The sequence below is a fragment of the Rhodanobacter sp. C01 genome, assembly GCF_002001045.1.
GTDB lineage: Bacteria > Pseudomonadota > Gammaproteobacteria > Xanthomonadales > Rhodanobacteraceae > Rhodanobacter.
The window spans coordinates 78,395-95,359 of the sequence record NZ_MUNR01000004.1 but is presented as its reverse complement, the minus strand read 5'-3'; the positions used below and the strand labels follow the sequence as shown (position 1 = coordinate 95,359).

At 63.8% G+C, this 16,965-nt stretch carries 21 protein-coding genes; 13 read left to right on the top strand and 8 right to left on the bottom strand.

What is annotated here, in order from left to right; all coding sequences use genetic code 11:
* Positions 1 to 271: 271 nt before the first annotated feature.
* Positions 272 to 655 (top strand): OmpA family protein, encoded by a 384-nt coding sequence (locus B0E50_RS00910; RefSeq protein WP_168170765.1) that lies wholly within the window; start codon positions 272 to 274, stop codon positions 653 to 655.
* A 76-nt stretch (positions 656 to 731) separates the two neighbouring features.
* Here the strand turns inward: B0E50_RS00910 and B0E50_RS00905 are convergent, their stop codons facing one another.
* From B0E50_RS00905 to B0E50_RS00885, 5 genes are all read right to left on the bottom strand, one after another.
* Positions 732 to 2,342: an MFS transporter gene (locus tag B0E50_RS00905; protein WP_077439194.1), complete on the bottom strand. Its 1,611-nt coding sequence runs from the start codon at positions 2,340 to 2,342 to the stop codon at positions 732 to 734.
* Between the two features lie 188 nt (positions 2,343 to 2,530).
* The gene (locus tag B0E50_RS00900; protein ID WP_077439193.1) at positions 2,531 to 2,863 is read right to left on the bottom strand and encodes a hypothetical protein; all 333 of its coding nucleotides are present in this window, start codon (positions 2,861 to 2,863) and stop codon (positions 2,531 to 2,533) included.
* A 109-nt stretch (positions 2,864 to 2,972) separates the two neighbouring features.
* Entirely contained in the window at positions 2,973 to 3,644 is a 672-nt protein-coding gene (locus B0E50_RS00895; RefSeq protein ID WP_077439192.1) for a glutathione S-transferase, read from the bottom strand.
* Between the two features lie 119 nt (positions 3,645 to 3,763).
* Positions 3,764 to 4,681 (bottom strand): arginine deiminase-related protein, encoded by a 918-nt coding sequence (locus tag B0E50_RS00890; RefSeq protein WP_077439191.1) that lies wholly within the window; start codon positions 4,679 to 4,681, stop codon positions 3,764 to 3,766.
* Between the two features lie 66 nt (positions 4,682 to 4,747).
* Positions 4,748 to 6,010 (bottom strand): MFS transporter, encoded by a 1,263-nt coding sequence (locus B0E50_RS00885; RefSeq protein WP_077439190.1) that lies wholly within the window; start codon positions 6,008 to 6,010, stop codon positions 4,748 to 4,750.
* Between the two features lie 157 nt (positions 6,011 to 6,167).
* Between B0E50_RS00885 and B0E50_RS00880 the strand changes: the two genes are divergently transcribed.
* The gene (locus B0E50_RS00880) at positions 6,168 to 6,482 is read left to right on the top strand and encodes a DUF3247 family protein (RefSeq protein ID WP_077439189.1); all 315 of its coding nucleotides are present in this window, start codon (positions 6,168 to 6,170) and stop codon (positions 6,480 to 6,482) included.
* Here the strand turns inward: B0E50_RS00880 and B0E50_RS00875 are convergent.
* Positions 6,475 to 7,671, bottom strand: coding sequence for an acyltransferase family protein (locus tag B0E50_RS00875; RefSeq protein WP_077439188.1), 1,197 nt, complete (start codon positions 7,669 to 7,671; stop codon positions 6,475 to 6,477). The two genes, B0E50_RS00880 and B0E50_RS00875, sit on opposite strands and share 8 nt — an antisense overlap.
* Before the next feature lie 152 nt (positions 7,672 to 7,823).
* Between B0E50_RS00875 and B0E50_RS00870 the strand changes: the two genes are divergently transcribed.
* From B0E50_RS00870 to B0E50_RS00855, 4 genes are all read left to right on the top strand, one after another.
* A complete protein-coding gene (locus tag B0E50_RS00870) occupies positions 7,824 to 8,690 on the top strand; it encodes a LytTR family DNA-binding domain-containing protein (protein WP_077439187.1) in 867 nt (288 codons plus the stop codon).
* A gap of 98 nt (positions 8,691 to 8,788) precedes the next feature.
* A complete protein-coding gene (locus tag B0E50_RS00865; protein WP_077439186.1) occupies positions 8,789 to 9,526 on the top strand; it encodes a hypothetical protein in 738 nt (245 codons plus the stop codon).
* A 76-nt stretch (positions 9,527 to 9,602) separates the two neighbouring features.
* Positions 9,603 to 10,049: a DUF6491 family protein gene (locus tag B0E50_RS00860; RefSeq protein ID WP_077439185.1), complete on the top strand. Its 447-nt coding sequence runs from the start codon at positions 9,603 to 9,605 to the stop codon at positions 10,047 to 10,049.
* 28 nt (positions 10,050 to 10,077) lie between these two features.
* A complete protein-coding gene (locus B0E50_RS00855) occupies positions 10,078 to 10,557 on the top strand; it encodes a DUF6491 family protein (protein ID WP_077439184.1) in 480 nt (159 codons plus the stop codon).
* A 57-nt stretch (positions 10,558 to 10,614) separates the two neighbouring features.
* Here the strand turns inward: B0E50_RS00855 and B0E50_RS00850 are convergent, their stop codons facing one another.
* The gene (locus B0E50_RS00850; RefSeq protein WP_077439183.1) at positions 10,615 to 11,436 is read right to left on the bottom strand and encodes a ferritin-like domain-containing protein; all 822 of its coding nucleotides are present in this window, start codon (positions 11,434 to 11,436) and stop codon (positions 10,615 to 10,617) included.
* 141 nt (positions 11,437 to 11,577) lie between these two features.
* On the bottom strand, positions 11,578 to 11,994 hold the full coding sequence (locus tag B0E50_RS00845; protein WP_077439182.1) for a universal stress protein: 417 nt from the start codon (positions 11,992 to 11,994) through the stop codon (positions 11,578 to 11,580).
* A gap of 279 nt (positions 11,995 to 12,273) precedes the next feature.
* Between B0E50_RS00845 and B0E50_RS00840 the strand changes: the two genes are divergently transcribed.
* The 7 genes from B0E50_RS00840 to B0E50_RS00810 all read left to right on the top strand — a co-directional run bounded on the left by B0E50_RS00840 (position 12,274) and on the right by B0E50_RS00810 (position 16,950).
* Positions 12,274 to 12,732: a hypothetical protein gene (locus B0E50_RS00840; RefSeq protein WP_077439181.1), complete on the top strand. Its 459-nt coding sequence runs from the start codon at positions 12,274 to 12,276 to the stop codon at positions 12,730 to 12,732.
* Positions 12,733 to 12,857: 125 nt separating this feature from the next.
* Positions 12,858 to 13,388, top strand: coding sequence for a peroxiredoxin (locus B0E50_RS00835; RefSeq protein WP_077439180.1), 531 nt, complete (start codon positions 12,858 to 12,860; stop codon positions 13,386 to 13,388).
* A complete protein-coding gene (locus B0E50_RS00830; RefSeq protein ID WP_077439179.1) occupies positions 13,388 to 13,855 on the top strand; it encodes a hypothetical protein in 468 nt (155 codons plus the stop codon). The genes B0E50_RS00835 and B0E50_RS00830 overlap by 1 nt, the downstream gene beginning before the upstream one ends.
* An 89-nt stretch (positions 13,856 to 13,944) precedes the next feature.
* Positions 13,945 to 14,808: an energy transducer TonB gene (locus B0E50_RS00825; RefSeq protein ID WP_077439178.1), complete on the top strand. Its 864-nt coding sequence runs from the start codon at positions 13,945 to 13,947 to the stop codon at positions 14,806 to 14,808.
* A 125-nt stretch (positions 14,809 to 14,933) separates the two neighbouring features.
* Positions 14,934 to 15,683, top strand: coding sequence for a DUF2884 family protein (locus B0E50_RS00820; RefSeq protein ID WP_077439177.1), 750 nt, complete (start codon positions 14,934 to 14,936; stop codon positions 15,681 to 15,683).
* Positions 15,684 to 15,820: 137 nt separating this feature from the next.
* On the top strand, positions 15,821 to 16,261 hold the full coding sequence (locus B0E50_RS00815) for a DUF2383 domain-containing protein (RefSeq protein ID WP_254427131.1): 441 nt from the start codon (positions 15,821 to 15,823) through the stop codon (positions 16,259 to 16,261).
* A 353-nt stretch (positions 16,262 to 16,614) separates the two neighbouring features.
* Positions 16,615 to 16,950 carry a DUF2845 domain-containing protein gene (locus B0E50_RS00810; protein ID WP_077439176.1) on the top strand — a complete coding sequence of 112 codons (336 nt, stop codon included), beginning with the start codon at positions 16,615 to 16,617 and terminating at the stop codon, positions 16,948 to 16,950.
* The last annotated feature ends 15 nt before the right edge of the window (positions 16,951 to 16,965 follow it).

Below are 16,965 nucleotides of genomic sequence, written 5' to 3'. Positions count from 1 at the left end.
GATTTTGCCCGTCCATTCACGAACGCGTGACTACGCTGGCGTGTGGCTGGAGGCCATCTCGGTACAGGGAAGGAATGCCGGCAAAATCACGAGTCCGAGGGTACAGGCCATGCAAAAGATCATGCGTCACTGCGCGCTGGTCGTCGTCAGTGCGACAGCCCTGTTGCTGGTGGCTTGCTGTGGCCCCAGAGGTTGGGTCATGGAACCCTCCGCTCCAGCGCAGCCATGGCGGGCGGAGCCGGCACCGGCTCCGGAAATGGAAACGAGCCGGATGAATCTTTCGGCCGATGCCGTGTTTGCGTTCGGCAAGTCCGATATCGCCAGTATCAGTGACGAAGGACGTGACCAGCTCGACCGGCTGGTGGCGCGGCTGCAGCGGATCAGGGATGTCCGTGCCGTGCATCTGATCGGTTATACCGACCGCATCGGTAGCGATGGCTACAACGACACCTTGTCGCGCAGACGCGCCGAGGCCGTCCGCAGTTATCTGGTCGCGCATGGTGTCTCGGATGCGATGATCACCACCGAGGGCCGTGGTGCTGCCGACCCGCTGGTAGCGTGTCCGGATCTGTCGGGTAGCCGGCTGCGTGCATGCCTGGCACCGAATCGTCGGGTCGCGGTCAGCATCGTGGCGATGAGGCATATCGAGCGCTAGGCATCTGCTGTCCTGTCCGGTCGTCCGACTTCTCGTGAAGTCGGTAGCCGGACACGGCGGCTGCGTGCGGCAAGGATTATTCGGACAACGCGTCCTGGATCGCCTCCAACCCGTGGCCGCGCGTCTCGATGCCGCCGCGCGCAAGCATCCAGGCCGCCGCGGCCATCGGCAGCGCGATCAGCAGGGCTGACAGCATGAAATGGCCAAACAGGCCAAGCACGCCCAGCACGGCCCCCAGGATGCCACCGAACTTCGAGCTTCCGGCGATCAGGCCGGCGCCCGTGCTGCGCAGATGCACGGGATAGATTTCCGCTGCATATGGGATCAGGGTGGCGATCACGCCGCTGACGCTCAGCAGCAGCGCCACGGTACCCACTGTGGTGATGGAGGCGGAGTGCATGTCGGCCAGATCGATCGCGAAAAAGAACAGCAGGGCCAGCGCAGTCAATCCGATGAAAAGCACCAGCGTGCGTATGCTGCTCCAGCGCTGGTAAAGCCCCACCACCACGCCGACGCCGGGCAGTGCGAGTATCGCGGAACGTGCCAGCAGCGCGCTGCTGCCATGGGCATCGATGCCCAGTTTGCCGAGGTTGCCGGGAAGCCACAGCAGGAAGCCGAAGTTCACCAGTCCCCAGGCAATCGCGCAGAGCATCAAGCCCCAGGTGATGGATGCATGGCGGCCGCGCAGCAGGTCAGGCAGGCTTATCCTCGCTGCTCCCTGCGGCTCAAGCCGCGTGTCTTCCAGCGCGTGCCGTGCATCCGAAATGACCGGTGCAATGCCGCCAGAGAATTTCCGCAGCACTGCAAGCGCCTGGTCCTCGAGACCTTCCAGTGCAAGGAAGCGTGGCGATTCGGGAATGTAACGGTTGAGCAGGACGATCAGCGCGCCAGTAGGCAAGTTGAGCAGCCAGAGCGCGCGCCAGCTGTAGCTCGGCTCGAACAGCGTCGCCGCGCCCGAGGCCAGCAGGTAACCGGCCGACGTGCCGATGCCGCCAAGCGCCACCAGCAGCCAGCCACGGTGCGCCGTGGGAATCATCTCGGCCATCAGGGTGAAGGTGATCGGCAGCATGCCGCCGGCGGCGGCACCCATCATGAAACACATCAGCAGGTTCCAGCCGAACGCCGGCATCGCGCCGCAGATCGAGGTGCCCATGAACATCAGTGCCGACAGCAGAATCGTCGAGCGACGGCCGAACAGGTCACCCAGCCGACCCCACACGATCGAGCCGACCGCGGTGCCGGTCAGCGCCGACAGCGCCAGCCATCCGGCGGTCGAGGCGGTGATGCCGTATTCGGCCGACATGCCTGGCATCACGAAACCGATCGTGGCCGGCTTCATCACGTCCACTGCCAGCGCAATGGTCAGCACTGCCACCAGTTTCCAGTGCTCATGATTGAGTGGCACACTGTCGGCGACATGGAAAGGCAGCGGGCTGCGGTCGGCGTGCAGGGTTCGCCGCATCAGCGCCATCCGCGGCATCAGTCCGTAGCCTGCCAGCAGCACCCCGAGCGGCACCAGCACCATGCCGATCCGCATCATGTTGTCCATCGGCATGCCGGCGAGGTGGTAATGCATCGGTGCGGCCATCGCCAGCATCGGCAGATGCGCGAGCACGCCGGCGACCACTGCGGCGCAGCCCAGCCAGAACGCAACCGGATGATGGAATGCGATGTCTTTCGAGGGCATGAGGCTGCCAAGGATGAGTGCAAGCACCCAGCTTAGCAGTGGTTCACCTGACCGGTGTCGTACGTGACGGCAGGATCAGGGGAGGCCGGAGTTGCAGGAAATACGGAAGTCCAAACAAGGAGCCCGCCGTGGCGGATTCCGGTCAATGGCCGGGTCCATTCGTCCAGAGCGGATCAGGCCGAGGCCGGCTATTCCTCGTCGCTGCTGCGGAATGCGCGACGCAGCAACAGGAACGCACCGATCGTTCCCGCGACGATCGCCACGGTGGCAGCCGGATGACGATTCACCTGGCGGCGCAGGCGGCGGTAGTGATAGTTCGCCTCGTCGGCGAAATCCTCGGCGGCGTTGGTCAGTCGCTGGCCGTAGCGGTTGCCACGCCTGCCGAAGCGCTCGCCGAGGCTGCGGCCACGATCGAACAGGCTTTGTGCAGTGCCCGCGGCACCATCAGCGTACTGGCGTACACGTTCACCGGCATGTTCGCCGGCATCACGGATCTGGCGCTCGATATCGCGGTTGCGCATCTGCTTGCTCCTTCGGTATCTGGAATCGCAGATTGCCAGCAGTGCCGTGAGCAGCGCGTGGACAGCGTGGGCGCATGCAGTGGTTCGTTCATTCAGCGGGTGGTGCGGATCATCCGCCGAGGCTGTACTCGCCACCGTGCTGCAGCGCGCGCTGGTACGCCGGTCGCGCATGGATATGCTGCAGGAAGGCGGTCAGTCGCGGGTAACTGGCATCCAGTCCGCCGCGGGCCGCGAAGGCTTCCAGTGGAAAGCTCAGCTGGATGTCGGCCGCGCTGAACGTGTTGCCGGCAAACCATTCGCTCTTGCCCAGTTCGCCTTCCAGATAATCTAGGTGCAGCTTCAGTTGCGGATTGATGAAGCTGTCCTGCACCTTGTGCGCAATGCCCTTGGCGACGGGTTTGACGAAAAACGGCACTGGCGTGGTTTCAACGCGACGAAACACCAGTTTGAGCAGCAGCGGTGGCATCGCCGAACCCTCGGCGTAATGCAGCCAGTAGTTGCAGCGCAGCCGCTCCGGTGTGCCGTGCGCGGGAATCAGCGTACCGGCACCGTAGCCATCGGCGAGGTATTCGATGATCGCGCCGGATTCGGCCAGGGTGAGCTCGCCATCGGTGATCACCGGCGACTTGCCCAGCGGATGCACGGCGCGCAGTTCCGGTGGCGCCAGCATGGTTTTCGGGTCGCGCTGGTAACGCTTGATCTCGTACGGCACACCGAGTTCTTCCAGCAGCCACAGGATGCGCTGCGAGCGCGAGTTGTTCAGATGGTGGACAACAATCATGCTGTGCTCCGACGATGTGGGTATGCGGGAGCGCACCCTGTGCGATGGTTCTTGCGAGACAAGATCGCGAGCCATCGCACGCAGGCCGCGTTGGTGCCGATGGCGATGCCGTGACGGTATCAGTAAACCTCACCCACACAGCAACGCAGACTGCCACCGGCCTTCTCGATCTCGCTCAGGTCCACCGCGCCGAGAGCAAAACCGCAATCAGTCAGTGTCTCGCGCTGATCGTCGGTGAGCGCACCGGCGGCACGGGCGCTCATCCATATGCGCCGGTCGGACAAGGTGATCGCATTGGCGGCGAACGCCAGCTTCTGCGTCGGGGTCAGCCAGATCGCGCGATCGCCGTAAGCCCTGGCGATGGCCTGCGGCACCGCCTGATCGCGGAAACCGTCGGTGGCGATGATTGCGGCGCGGCTGGCCAGCAGGGCCAGTACCACATTGGTGTGGTATTCGGATTCGGCCAGTTCGAAGCAGAACGTCAGGCGCAGGTCGAACGCCTTGTGCATCGCCTGTGCGCCAGCCATGTCGCAGCGTTCGCTGAGGCCGCAATAGCCGATCCCGCGCGCGTGGTCGATGATCAGCGAGCCGGTCAGTTCGGCGACCAGGTCATCGCAGCCGGACAGGTCGATCTCGTCGTAACCCAGAACGTCGCCGAAGAACTCGCGGATATCGTGACGCTCGGCCTCTCGCTGGCGCACTGCATGACGCATGCGGCCTATGATCAATCGGCCTGGTGCGGTGGCGAAGACATTGTTCGGAAACACCGCGTCCGGCGTGGCCGGATTGCCGGGAAACGTGATTACCGGAAGATCGGCGCGCAAGGCCTGCGCCAACGCGCTGTGCTGGGCCAGCGCCTTCAATGGATCGACCGCGAGGTTCATGTCCATGTAGCGGTTGTCGCGCGCCGACTCCTCCGCCAGCGTGAACTCGGCGGGTGCGACCAGGTACGCCGCACGCGCGGTGGCTGCGGCATTCGGCAATGGTGCCAGCGTGGCGAAGGCTTCGAGGAATTCGGTCGGCGAGGTGGTGATCACGTTGCGGCTCCATGAGATCCGGGTTCGGCACAGGCACCCAGGTCAGTGTCCGACGGGGAACCAGGATCAAAGCGTATCTGTTGCCGCCTGTGGCGCAGGGGATTCGACATGTAGTCGCTGGCGCCGGCGCAGAGTGGGGAACATGGCCATCCACAGTCCGACCACCAGCAACGTGCCGATGCCGCCAAGCACCGTGGCGTTCACCGCGCCCAGCCACGCCGCCAGCATGCCCGACTCGAACTCGCCGAGCTGGTTGGACGTGTTGATGAAGATCGCATTCACCGCGCTGACCCGGCCACGCATGTCGTCCGGTGTATCCAGCTGCACCAGTGCGCCGCGGATCACCATGCTGACCATGTCGAACGCGCCCAGCGCGAACAGGGCGAGCAGCGACAGCCACAGCGTGGTCGATATCGCGAATACCAGGGTGGCCACGCCGAAGCCGGCAACCGAGGCGAACATGATCGCGCCGACCCGTCGCTGCATGTTGTGCCGCGCCAGCCATACCGACATCAGCAACGCGCCTACCGCCGGCGCCGCGCGCAGCAGGCCGAGTCCCCACGGGCCGGTGTGCAGAATGTCCTTGGCGAAGATCGGCAGCAGCGCGGTGGCGCCGCCAAGCAGCACGGCGAACAGGTCCAGCGAGATCACGCCCAGCACGTCCTTGCGTTCGCGGATGAAATGCACGCCGGCGAACAATGTCTTCAGCGTGGCTGGCTCGCGCCTGGGTGGCGCCTGCTCGTAACGCAACTGGCTCATCAGCGTCGCGGCGACCAGATACAGCACGGCAGCCACCCCATAGACTACGCCAGGCCCGGCCACGTAGAGCAGGCCGCCCAGCGCCGGGCCCATGATCATCGCTGCCTGGCCGGCCGAGGCATTCACCGCCATCGCCCGTGGCAGGATCGACGCCGGCACCAGCGCGGGGAGCATCGACTGCAGCGCGGGAAACTCGAAGGCCTTGGCCACGCCGATCACGAGCACCAGTGCGAGGATGCCGATCTCGTGGATATGCCCGGTCAGGGTCAACCCGGTGAGCATCACGATCGCTACCCATTCGATGACCTGCCCGATCAGCACGATGCGTCGGCGATCAAACTGGTCCGCCACATGGCCGGCTGGCAACGCCAGCAAGACCGAGGGCACGAACTGCACCAGCCCGATCAGGCCCAGGTCGAACGCACGGCCCGTGGTCGCGTAGATCTGCCAGCCGACCGCCACCGACAGCATCTGGAAACCGAAACTGGAGGCGATCCGGGCGAACCAGAACGCGACAAAGGCGCGATGCTGCAGCAGCGAATCCGCTGGCGGCGTGTTGGATGATGACATCGGGAATCCTTGCAGGTTTCCCATTATCGGCCCACCCATGCCACCGGCAAAGCGCCATTGCCTGCCTCGCCGTTCAGCTGACAGACGGGTGAATTGACACGGTGTTGCCATTTTGCCAACTACCGTCTGAACCCTTGGGTGGTTCGGGGCGTGTCCCATGAGCAAGCACGCGAAACGCGTTTATACCGATCAAGCAAGCATCCAGCAGCTGGAGTCACTGGTTGACCGGCTGCCGGTCCGTGGCCATGTCGTGCTGGTCATGAAGGACGGCAGCAGCTGCGATGGTGTGGTTAGCACGCAGCCGAACATGCAGATGTTCCGTGATGCCGAGGAACACGAGGGCATCAACGCCACGGTGCAACTGCAACGCCCGGACGTACCGGAGTGGAGCCGGCACGTCTGGCTGGATCAGGTGCTGCGGGTCGAGCACCTGGATCTGAGCATGGTGGGCGATAGCTCTGAGTTCAGCTGAGGTCGTCGGCAAGCCGTGGTGGCGCAGCGAGCAGTCGAGGCTGTGCGTGCAACATCTCAAGTCCGAACAGCGGTCGCAGCCAGTTCATGCGACGAATCGCGAACTCATGCAGCAAGGCGCAGCCACCGATCGTGCCAAGCAGGATCAGCGCCGGCTCGGTGACCGGACCCAGCCCCAGCGGCATCAGCTGCCACGCGAAGAACAGCAGCAGGCTCTGATGCAGCACGTACCACGGGTATACCGCCTCGCGCGCATGCGGCAGCCAGCGAAACGGGCGGTTGAGCAGTACATGACCCCAACCGAGTACGGCGGTGATCGCGATCCAGGTGTAGCTGTAGCGCAGCCAGACCGCGAGCAACTTGGCCACAACCAAGGCGGCGTGGTCATGGATGAACTGACCTGCGAACCGGTCGAGGCCAAGGTACCCCACGAAGCAGGCCAGCATCACCGCCAGCGTGACGTGGCGCAGGCGCGACAGCTCCGCCCACAGGCCGTTGTCGGTGCCCAGCAGGTAACCGTAGAAAAACATCGTGGCGTAGAGCGCCAGCGCGTAGCAGTCGCCGACCAGCGCATGCGTTTCCGGATAGCGCCAGGACAGCAGCACGCCATATGCGAACAACGGCAGCACCGGATGCACCAGCAGGCTCGCGCCGCGCAGCTGCAGACAACCCGCGCGCAGGCGCTGGCCGAGACGTGATTCCAGCGCAGGCAACAGCGCCAGCAACAGCATCGTGTAGACCCACAGATAGGGCAGGTACCACAGGTGGGCCCAGGTCAGTCCGTAGTCCTTGTAGCTGTGGGTCCAGTAGTGCAGCAGAAATGCCCCGAAGCCCGGCGCGATCGCGTTGTCGGTCAGCCCCGCCACGTACGATTGGATCGGGATCACCACCAGCATGCCGAAGATCAGCGGAAGCAGCAGGCGCAGTGTGCGTCTCCACGCTATCCAGCCCAGCCCGGTCTTGCCGCGCATGAAATGTACCGCCAGCCCCGAGATCATGAACAGCAGTTCCATCCGCCAGCGGTTGAGGAACAGCATCGGGTACTGCAGCCACGTGGCAAGGTAGTGGCTGTGCAGGGGCAGGCCTTGCCAGTCAGCCACCGGCGCCACGTACAGCATGCCGGTGTGATAGAGGATCAGCAGGCCGAAGGCGAGTACGCGCAAGGCATCGATATCGTGGCGGCGTGTCATGCGGAAATTCCGGTGGGGAGTGCCGCCATGCTGGTGCGCTGCTGTGCCTCCTTCCAGCGCCAAGTGACTGATGGACGGGCGATAGTGACGAACGGTGGGCAGCTGGGGACGAAGCCCGGAGCAATCGGCAGCGTTGCCCGTAGAATCGCCGCATGACGAATCACGCGACTTTCGATTACCGGGACTTCCAGCGCTGGCGACGACCGTTCGAGGTCGGTTTCTGGCTGGTGATGTATGTGTTGAACGCGACGTTCAACAGCGTGACATCGGCGATCGATCATGCCGGACAGCCGACATGGCAGCCGTGGTCGTGGGAATGGAGTAGCGCGCTGATGTTTCTGGCCCTGCTGCCGGGGGTGATCGCCGTCGAGCAGCGCTGGCCATTCCGTTTCGATACCTGGCGACGCAGCCTGCCGCTGCATCTGCTGGCCAGCATTCCGTTCAGCCTGATCCATGTGGGCGGCATGGTCGTGCTGCGCAAGCTGACCTATGCCAGCGCAGGCCTGCACTACGATTTTGGCCCATGGTGGTCCAACTTCGGCTACGAATACCTCAAGGATGTGCGCACCTATTTCTCGATCATTGCCATGCTGGCGCTGTACCGGCTGTGGCTGCTGCGCCTGCAGGGTGAGGCACGATTGCTGGTCGCGCCCGAAGAAGGTCCGCCGGTGGAGCCGGTCGAGCGCCCCGAACGCTTCCTGGTGCGCAAGTTGGGCCGGGAGTTCCTGGTCAATGCCAGCGAGATCGAGTGGCTGCAGGCCTCGGGCAATTACGTGAACCTGCACGTGCGCGGGCGCGACTATCCGCTGCGTACCACCATGGCGGCCCTCGAGGAGCGGCTCGATCCTGCACGTTTCGCGCGGGTGCATCGTGGCTACTTCATCAACCTCGACTATCTCGCCGAGATCGAGTCGCTGGAAACCGGCGACGCGCGCCTGCTGATGCGCGACGGTGCGAAGATCGCCTGCAGCCGGCGCTACCGTGCCGCGCTGCGCGACCGCTTCAGCCAGCCGGACTGAGCCAGCCAGCCGGAGTCAGCCAGAACAGGACGGTGGTGGTTGCATGACGGCGGCAGCTCGTTCCAAGCTAGCCGCCTGTTCCCACAGGTAGACCGCCGATGAAACCCTCTCTTTCACACACGGCCGCCATCGCCTTGTGCGCCGCCTGGATGCTGCCCGGCTGTTCGCAACAGGGTGCGGCACCGGCGTCCGGGACGGCATCACCGCAGGCATCGGCCGAATCGGCGGATGTGGCACGCAACCTCGATACCTACCGCCAGCTGCTGCGCATCCACAACGACGAGATGGCAGTGACCATGGGCAAGGACATCGTCAGCCGCTACCCGGACAGCGCCGCAGCAAAAGAGGTGCAACAAACCCTGCCGGAAATCGAGCAGCGCTACACCGTGGCCAGCGAGAAGAACCGGCTGGCCGCATTGTGGCTTTATCAGGTCTCGCCGATGGCCGGTGGCACCCAGTCCACCGCCACCATCGTCAACAGCCTGCCCTCCGGTGGCGCCGACCGCGTGCAGCTGGTGCTGCGCCGGCATACCAGCTGGGGCCAGAGCGCGTTCCTGTATGGCAGCAAGCCCGGTTTCGTCTGCCGCGGCAATTGCACGCTCGCCGTCACGGTGGATGGCAAGCCGGTCCACATCAAGGCATTCGCGCCGCCGACCGGCGAGCCGGCACTGATGATGGTCGATGACAAGGGTTTCATCGCCATGCTGCAGAAGGCAAGGAAGATCGGCATGGATGTGACTTTCGCCGAAGGCGAAAAAAAGCAGACCCTGGTTTACGAAGTCGGCGGCTTCGATCCGACCAAGTGGGCCAGCGTCGGCAAGGGAAAAAAGAAGTAACCCGGCGTAAGCCGGTGGTCGAGTCGTGCGTTATCAGTCGGAACCACACAACCTGGTTCACAACCGGACTATTGCCATGAAAGCCATTCATCTTTTGTCGGGATTGCTCGGCGCCGCATTGCTCGCTGCCTGCAGCAGCGTGCCGTATGCGCAGCGTCAGGCACAGCGTCAGGCGGAGTATGCGGCGGCGGCCGGTGCACCCGTGCGCAGTTTCCACTTCTTCAGCCCGCTGTATTCGTGGGAGGCGCTGAGCAACCAGCAGCTGGCGGTCTATGTCCGCCCCAACCAGGCGTGGCTGCTCGATGTGGACAACTGCCCGAACCTGACGTTTGCGAACGTGGTCGGGCTGACATCCAGCTTCCACGATGTATCAGTGCGTTTCGATCACGTGCTGACCGGGCGCAACTACTTCCCTTGCACGATCACCCAGATCCGCCCGATCGACGTGGCCCGTCTGAGGAACGCGCAGAAGGCCCAGCGCCAGATCGACGAACAGCCGCGCGAGCCAGCCGGTAACCAGTGACATGGGCACCCGGGCGAATCGCGCAGTAATGTCCAGCGCGTGCCTGCTGTTGACCGGCTGCGTGCTGGCCGGGTTGCTCGCCGCCTGCGCCAGCATGCCGTCTGCCCAGGATATGCAGCAGCGGCAGGCCGCCTACGGGGCCGCTGCCGGTGCGCCGGTACACAGCTTTCGCATGGTCGCGGGCGAGTCGGTCTACTCATGGGAGCCACTCGACGATACCCAGCTGGTGGTCTATACGCGGCCCACGCGCGCGTTCCTGCTGGATACCTGGCCGTGCAGCGGATTGACCGTCACCAACAGCATCGGATTTACCTCCTTTGCCGGCGAAGTGTCGGTGGGCTTCGACAAGATACTGACGACACGCGGCTATCTTCCCTGCGCCATCAGGCAGATCCGTCCGGTGGATATGGCGCGTTTCAGGCTCGAGAAGGAAGCACGACGCCATGTTGAGGTCATGGCCCGTGACAACAAGGACGGCACACCAGCGTCGCCTGTGGGTGGCAACTGAAGGAGCGATCGTCAGGGATCGGTTGCACGTCCAGTGCGGAATGCGTCGGCAGCCGCTTCAGTGCAGAAACAGTTTCCCGCTCATGCGCGCCAGGGGCTTTTCCAGCATGTTCTGCAGCGAACTCGGCAGGTTCAGTGGTTTCAACAGCATCTTCACCGTCATTCCTGCCGGGATATGCCGACGCAGCAGGCCCTGCGCACGGTCGCTGATACGGCGAAATTCCGTCTCGTTGCCCAGGTGCTGTGGATAGCACTGGTTGAATACATGACGCAGCGCGATGTCGCTGTCCTCGCCCTTGATCTCCTTGACCCGGCGCAGGATCGCGCGGAACACCTTGTATCGACCGAAACCCTCGCGCTCCCGATACAACCGGTAGTGCTGGTAGAAGTGCTTGTAGTGGCGCACTTCGTCGCTCTTGATGTGGTTGGTCAGTTGTTTCAGTACTGGCTCGTCGGTGATCTCGTGCAGTGCGCGGTACAGGCTGGCGGTACCGGTCTCCACCACGCAGCGCGCGGCCAGTTCCAGTCCACGGCAGGGTTCGAGCTGTTCGGCCGTGCACACCGCGCCGTACTCGTTCCAGAACGCATTGAAGCCGCGATCCCAGTCGAACTCCGGCCACACGCAGCGTACATAAGCGGTCAGCGCGCGGCCATGCTGCAGCTCCTCATGCTCCCAGTAATGGCGCAGCCAGGTCTGCAGTTCCTGGTCATCGGCGAAATGGTCGATCAGGTTCTGCGTATACAGATCCGAGCCGCTCTCGACGAACGACGAGCTGCACAGCAGGAAGAACAGGTCCTCGTTGTGGCGCACACGCGCGACATCGATACGGTTGAAATCAAGACTCTCCAGAGTCCATGGCAGAGCGTTGGAATGGCTCAAGCGGGCATCCTGTTTTGCATCGCGGCGGGACAGCGGCCTCGAAGGCTGCCATCGCGTGACGCGGTGCCACAGGATACGGTTACTGCACCGATTGCGGATTAACGCGCGCCGACTTGCCGTGTTGTCATCAACGGTGATTGCTCAGCGCACCACCGTCACCGGCACATGGGCGCGCGCCAGCACATTGCCGGATACCGAGCCGAGCAGCCAGCGCGCGAGCGCGCCGCGCTCGGTATGCCCGATCACGATGTGATCGACGCCATGCAGATCGATCTGGCCCAGCAGCACATCACCCGGACTGCCATACGTCATCTCGACATCCACCAGGCTGGAGGCGTCGGGCACGATCGTGGTCAGTTCATCCAGCAGCTCCTTGACGCGCTGGGTGCCGGAGTCGGCCATCATCAGGGTGGAGGCATCGGCACCGCCTTCGGTGACCTGCAACACCGAGACCACACGCACCCGGCTCCCGCTGCAGCGAGCCAGATCGATGGCGAATTGAAAGGCACGCCGGGAGGCATCGGAGCCGTCGTAACCCACCAGTGAATACTTGACCATGGTTTTCCTTCGCTGCGTTCCGGCATCGGAGAGTCATGCCGAGTCTAGGCAGTGTTTCCGCCATCCCACAAGCTCGTCACGGGCTTCGCGGAACCGTCGCCAGTCTGCGCGGACGCCTGTTACCGAAGTATCAAGGCCGGAAACCTGAACGGCTGCTCATGGCTCTGCACACCGTTATCACGTCATGATGCACACGCTGTGTCCACCACGCAGTGGGGCCGATTCGCCGAAAAGGCGCGTTCGGGTCTGCGTCGGGAATTTCATTCAAGGAGATGACTCATGATCAAACGTACTTTCGGAATGGCTGCCCTGGTGCTGGCCTGTGCGACGGCGGCCACGGCATTGCCGGTTTCCAGTGCACATGCCGACGAGGCTACGGTGAAATGCCATCTCAGGTTCAACCTGGCGGGCTGGTCGCTGATCTACAAGCATGCCGAAGGCAACGGCACCATCCGTTGCGACAACGGTCAGCGTGCCAACGTCAAGATCAGCGTGGTCGGTGGCGGTATCACCGCCGGCAAGTACCGGATCAATGACGGCAAGGGCGAGATCAGCAATGTGCACGGTATCCGCGAAGTCTATGGCGACTATGCGCAGGCCGGAGCCGAGGCTGGCGTGGTCAAGAGCTCGACCGCGCAGGTGCTGACCAAGGGCACCACCTCACTGGCACTGGCCGGCACCGGCGAGGGTGTCAACCTGGGTGTTTCGGTAGGCAAGTTCACCATCGAACCGCGCTGATGCCGTAGCGCTTCCCGGCAGACGTGATGTGATGACGAAGGGCGCCGCATGGCGCCTTTCGTTTTTTGTGCGCGTAAACTCCGAGCTTGTATTTCTTCCCTGGTTCTCCCTGCTGGAGTTTCGTCATGCGCCGTCTTTCTTGTCTGCTCGTATTGACCTTGCTGTGTACCCTGGCGAGCTCGGCCTTTGCCGCCGGGCCACAGGTGGGCGACTCCGCTCCCACGTTCCATCTGCAGGATCAGAACGGCCACTGGCACACGCCGGCCGATTTCCATGGCCACTGGCTGGTGCTGTATTTCTATCCGAAGGACTTCACCCCGGGTTGCACCACCGAGGTATGCACGTTCCGTGATGACATCGCCAGGCTGCGCAAGGCCGGTGCCGAGGTGGTCGGGGTGAGCCTCGATGACGTGAAATCGCATGCCGAATTCGCCGCGAAATACCACGTGCCGTTCCCGCTGCTGGCCGATGCCGATCGCTCGGTAGCCACCAGCTACGGTGTACTCACCGAACACATGGGCATGCATTACGCCAAGCGCACCACCTTCCTGATCGACCCGCAGGGAAGGATCGCCAAGGTCTATGTGGATGTCGACCCGGAAAAGAATTCCGCCCAGGTGATGAGCGATCTGGCCACGCTGAAGGCGAAGTCCTGATGCCGCTGACGGTGCGTGTCGAATCCTCGCCGGCGCGGCGCTTCGCGGCTTGGGCCATCGCCCCGTGGGTCCTGCTGCTGATTGCCGCGCTCGGTTGCGTGCAGTATCTGCAGCATGGCGAGTACGCCTATCTGCTGGCCGCACTGATCGTCGTCGTGGTCTGTGCCGGCTGCATCCTGCGGCAGGCGTGGGCGCGGCCGACCATGCGCGTGATCGCCGTGCTGCTCGCCTTGTGGGCCCTGGCCACCGGCGTGCTGATGCTGCAGCACTGGGACGATTTCGAAACCGCCCGCCAGCATGCACTGACGCAGCCACAAGTGGCCGAGATGGCGATCTGGATGATCAACCGTGCTCAGCGGATCTGGCAGGTCGGATTGGCGTTGAAGGCACTCGCGATACCCTTGCTGCTATGGCTGGCGTGGCAGCTGGGCCGGCCGATGGTACGCGCGCAGTTTGGCCGCCGCTGACTTTCTGGTCACTATGGGTTTCGCGGTGCATGCTGCAAGCGTTGGGCTCCGGTTTTAGACTTGGTATCACACACTGTGGGGGTGCATGGATGAAACGCATATTGTTGGGGTTGTTCTGCGTGCTGCTATCGGGCGTGGTGATGGCCGACGAGCCGAGTGCCGTGCGCAAGAGCGTGCAGGCCAGCATGCTGGTTTCGGGCACGGTCGAGGTGGCGACAGATGGCAGCGTGACGCATTACACGCTCGACCATCCTAAGGCATTGCCCAAGGTCGTCACCGGGCTGCTTGCCCAGGCCGTACCGGCGTGGCGGTTCCGGCCGGTCATGGTGGATGGCAAGCCGGCAGCCGCCAAGGCGCCGATGAGTCTGCGCGTGGTGGCCAAGCCGCAGGGGGATGGCAATTACAGCGTCAGTGTCGTGGCCGTCTGGTTCGGCGACGGCGTAAAGAATCAGTCGGAGGTATCGGCAGAAACAATCAGCTACAAGACCAGGGCGCAACCCGTCTATCCACGTGACGCGGCGGATAGACAGGTGTCGGGTACGGTGTACGTGCTGCTGAAAGTAGGCCGTGACGGCAATGTCACTGATGCAGTGGCGGAGCAGGTGAATCTCCGGGTCGTTCCGAGCAACACTAGCGAAATGGTTTGGTGCCGAAGGGTTCTGGCCGATGCCGCCCTGTATGCAATGAAACGGGACAGATTCAACCTACCCACCGTGGGCGAGGATGTGAACCGTTCTTTCTGGGTGGTCAGGATTCCGGTCGCTTTCGATACACATGTTGCCGTCCGGGAGGCGGCCTACGGCCAATGGCAGGCCTATGTGCCTGGTCCCGTGCAAAGGCCGGACTGGGCGTCCGGGCGTGATTCGCTGGGGAGCGCAGATGCCGTACCTGAAGGCGGGGCGCTCTTGGCCGACACATCACTCGACTTGCTCACCCCACTGAGCGGCGGCTGAGTCCACGACATCCATGAAAACGCCCCGCTTGTCGGGGTGTTTTCATTCCAGGGTATCGCGTATTCAGCATGGGTTGGTCTGTCGGCAGGTATCGCTGCATTGCCCCGCTTCATGGAACCTTTCCGATGCCTCTGTCTCGTTCGTTGTGCCTCCTGTCATTGCTGATCGCGTTGCCGTTGCATGCGCAGGACATGGCCGCCACCTGCCACGCCACCAGCAGCTACGACGTCACGCTGAAACCTGACAGCCTGCTGTTCGATCGCCCATCGCCGGCACCGTTCCACGTTGACCTGCAGCAGGGTGCCTTGCGTACCGATGGTGTCGCCGTGCCATTGAATGCGGAGGATCAGGATCGCCTGGCGCTGTTCGAACGTGAATTGCGCGCATTGGCGCCGCGGGTGCGCATGGTGGGCGAGCACGGAGTGGACATGGCGGTGCAGGCCCTGCACGCCGAGGTTGCCGGCATCGGCCTGAGCGATGGGACCCGTGCGGAATTCGAGCGCCGGCTGGCCGCTCATGCCAGCGATCTCAAGCAGCGCATCGCGGCCAGCCGCAGCACCCATGACTGGCAGGGTGATGCGGTGGACCAGTACATGAACCAGATCGCGTCTGACCTGGTGCCGCTGCTGGCGGCCGATCTCGGCCAGCAGGCGATCAATGCGGCGTTGAACGGTGACATGCAGACGGCGGCAAGCCTGCGCGACCGTGCCACGACGCTGGCCACCGAATTGCAACCGCGCCTGCAGCAGCGGATGCAGGCGCTGCGCCCGCAGGTCGAGGCCCTGTGCCCGTCGATCCAGCGATTGGCGGAGCTGCAGCAGGGCGTGCGCGGCAGCGACGGTCGGCCGTTGAACCTGCTGCAGATTGGCCAGTGAGCTGGATTGCCCGGGCAGAGCGCAATCTGCTGCCAGCTGACCACCGTGCGCCTGATCGACGCGGGTTAATCTCCGGCTAAGTCGCCGGGGACGATGATGGCCCCGTGATCCAGCCATCATCCAGCCAGGAGGACGCCATGCTGCCGCGCCCCCTATCCGCCATGTGCAATGCCCTGATCCGGCGCAGCATCGACTTGCAGCTGCTGTATCGGCATGCCGCCGCGGGTTGCGAACCGGGGTTGCGCATGGTGCTGGGCGAGAACGTGCATACGCTGGGGCTGCTGATCGCTGACCTGCAGGAGCAGCTGCGTAACGGCGATGTCGAGCCGCGTGAGCATGGCAGCTGGCGTGGTGTCGTGCATCGCCATGTGACGGGCTGGCTGGTGCGCACGGTGGCGCGGCGCGACGGTGCCTGGATTCGCGCCCTGTCCCACCATGAGAGCGCGCTGCTGCACGCGTTCGAGCAGGCCATCGAGCGCATGCCGGCCGAATCGGCACTGATGCTGCGCCGGCAGCTGCCACGCCTGCGCGGCATTCATCTGGACATGCACAGCCTGGCAGGCAGCGCACGCTACTGACATCGTGGTGATGGCGGTTGGCTGCAGATGGCGTCGGCCCGATGCGTGTCACCTTGTCAGACATGGAATCCCGATGACGAGCGGCAATCGCCATCACCGGCGTCCGCGTGCGCCGGCCGATGGCTGCGAGGGGCCGAAAACAGGGCGTTGCCGGAATATGCCGCGAAACAGATCGGGATGCCACGTGCGGAGATGGCGCTGGAGCAGTGTGGATGACGGGGGCGATGCCGCGTTTATGCTCGGCGACACCGTGAGGTATTCATGGCGTGCGCTTTTCCGGTAACCCACGTTGTGTGCCGAATCGCGGTGTGGTGGAGGGAGCGACCGGATTTCATCCAGACAGGGAGCAGGTCATGCGCATTCGTCTCATCGTTGCCTTGTTCGTGTTCAGTACCGCCGTCCAGGCGTCCACCAGCATGCGCGTGGGCAGCCAGGTACTCGTCGTCGGCGACAGCGCGGTGCGGGTCACCGAGTTGCTGGGCAAGCCGTCATACAAATCCCGCGGCCGTGGTTCACGCAGCAGCGGTTCACGCAAAAGTGGTCGTGGCAGCCATGGCCGCAGCCGCGCGGCAGCCACGCCAGGCAAGGATGCCGGTGGCGAGAAGTGGCAGTACCGGCGCGGCGACCATGTGACCATCGTGACCCTCGTCGACGGCAAGGTCAGCAATATCGAGGACGAGCGGCGCTGAGCCACGCCCGCATGG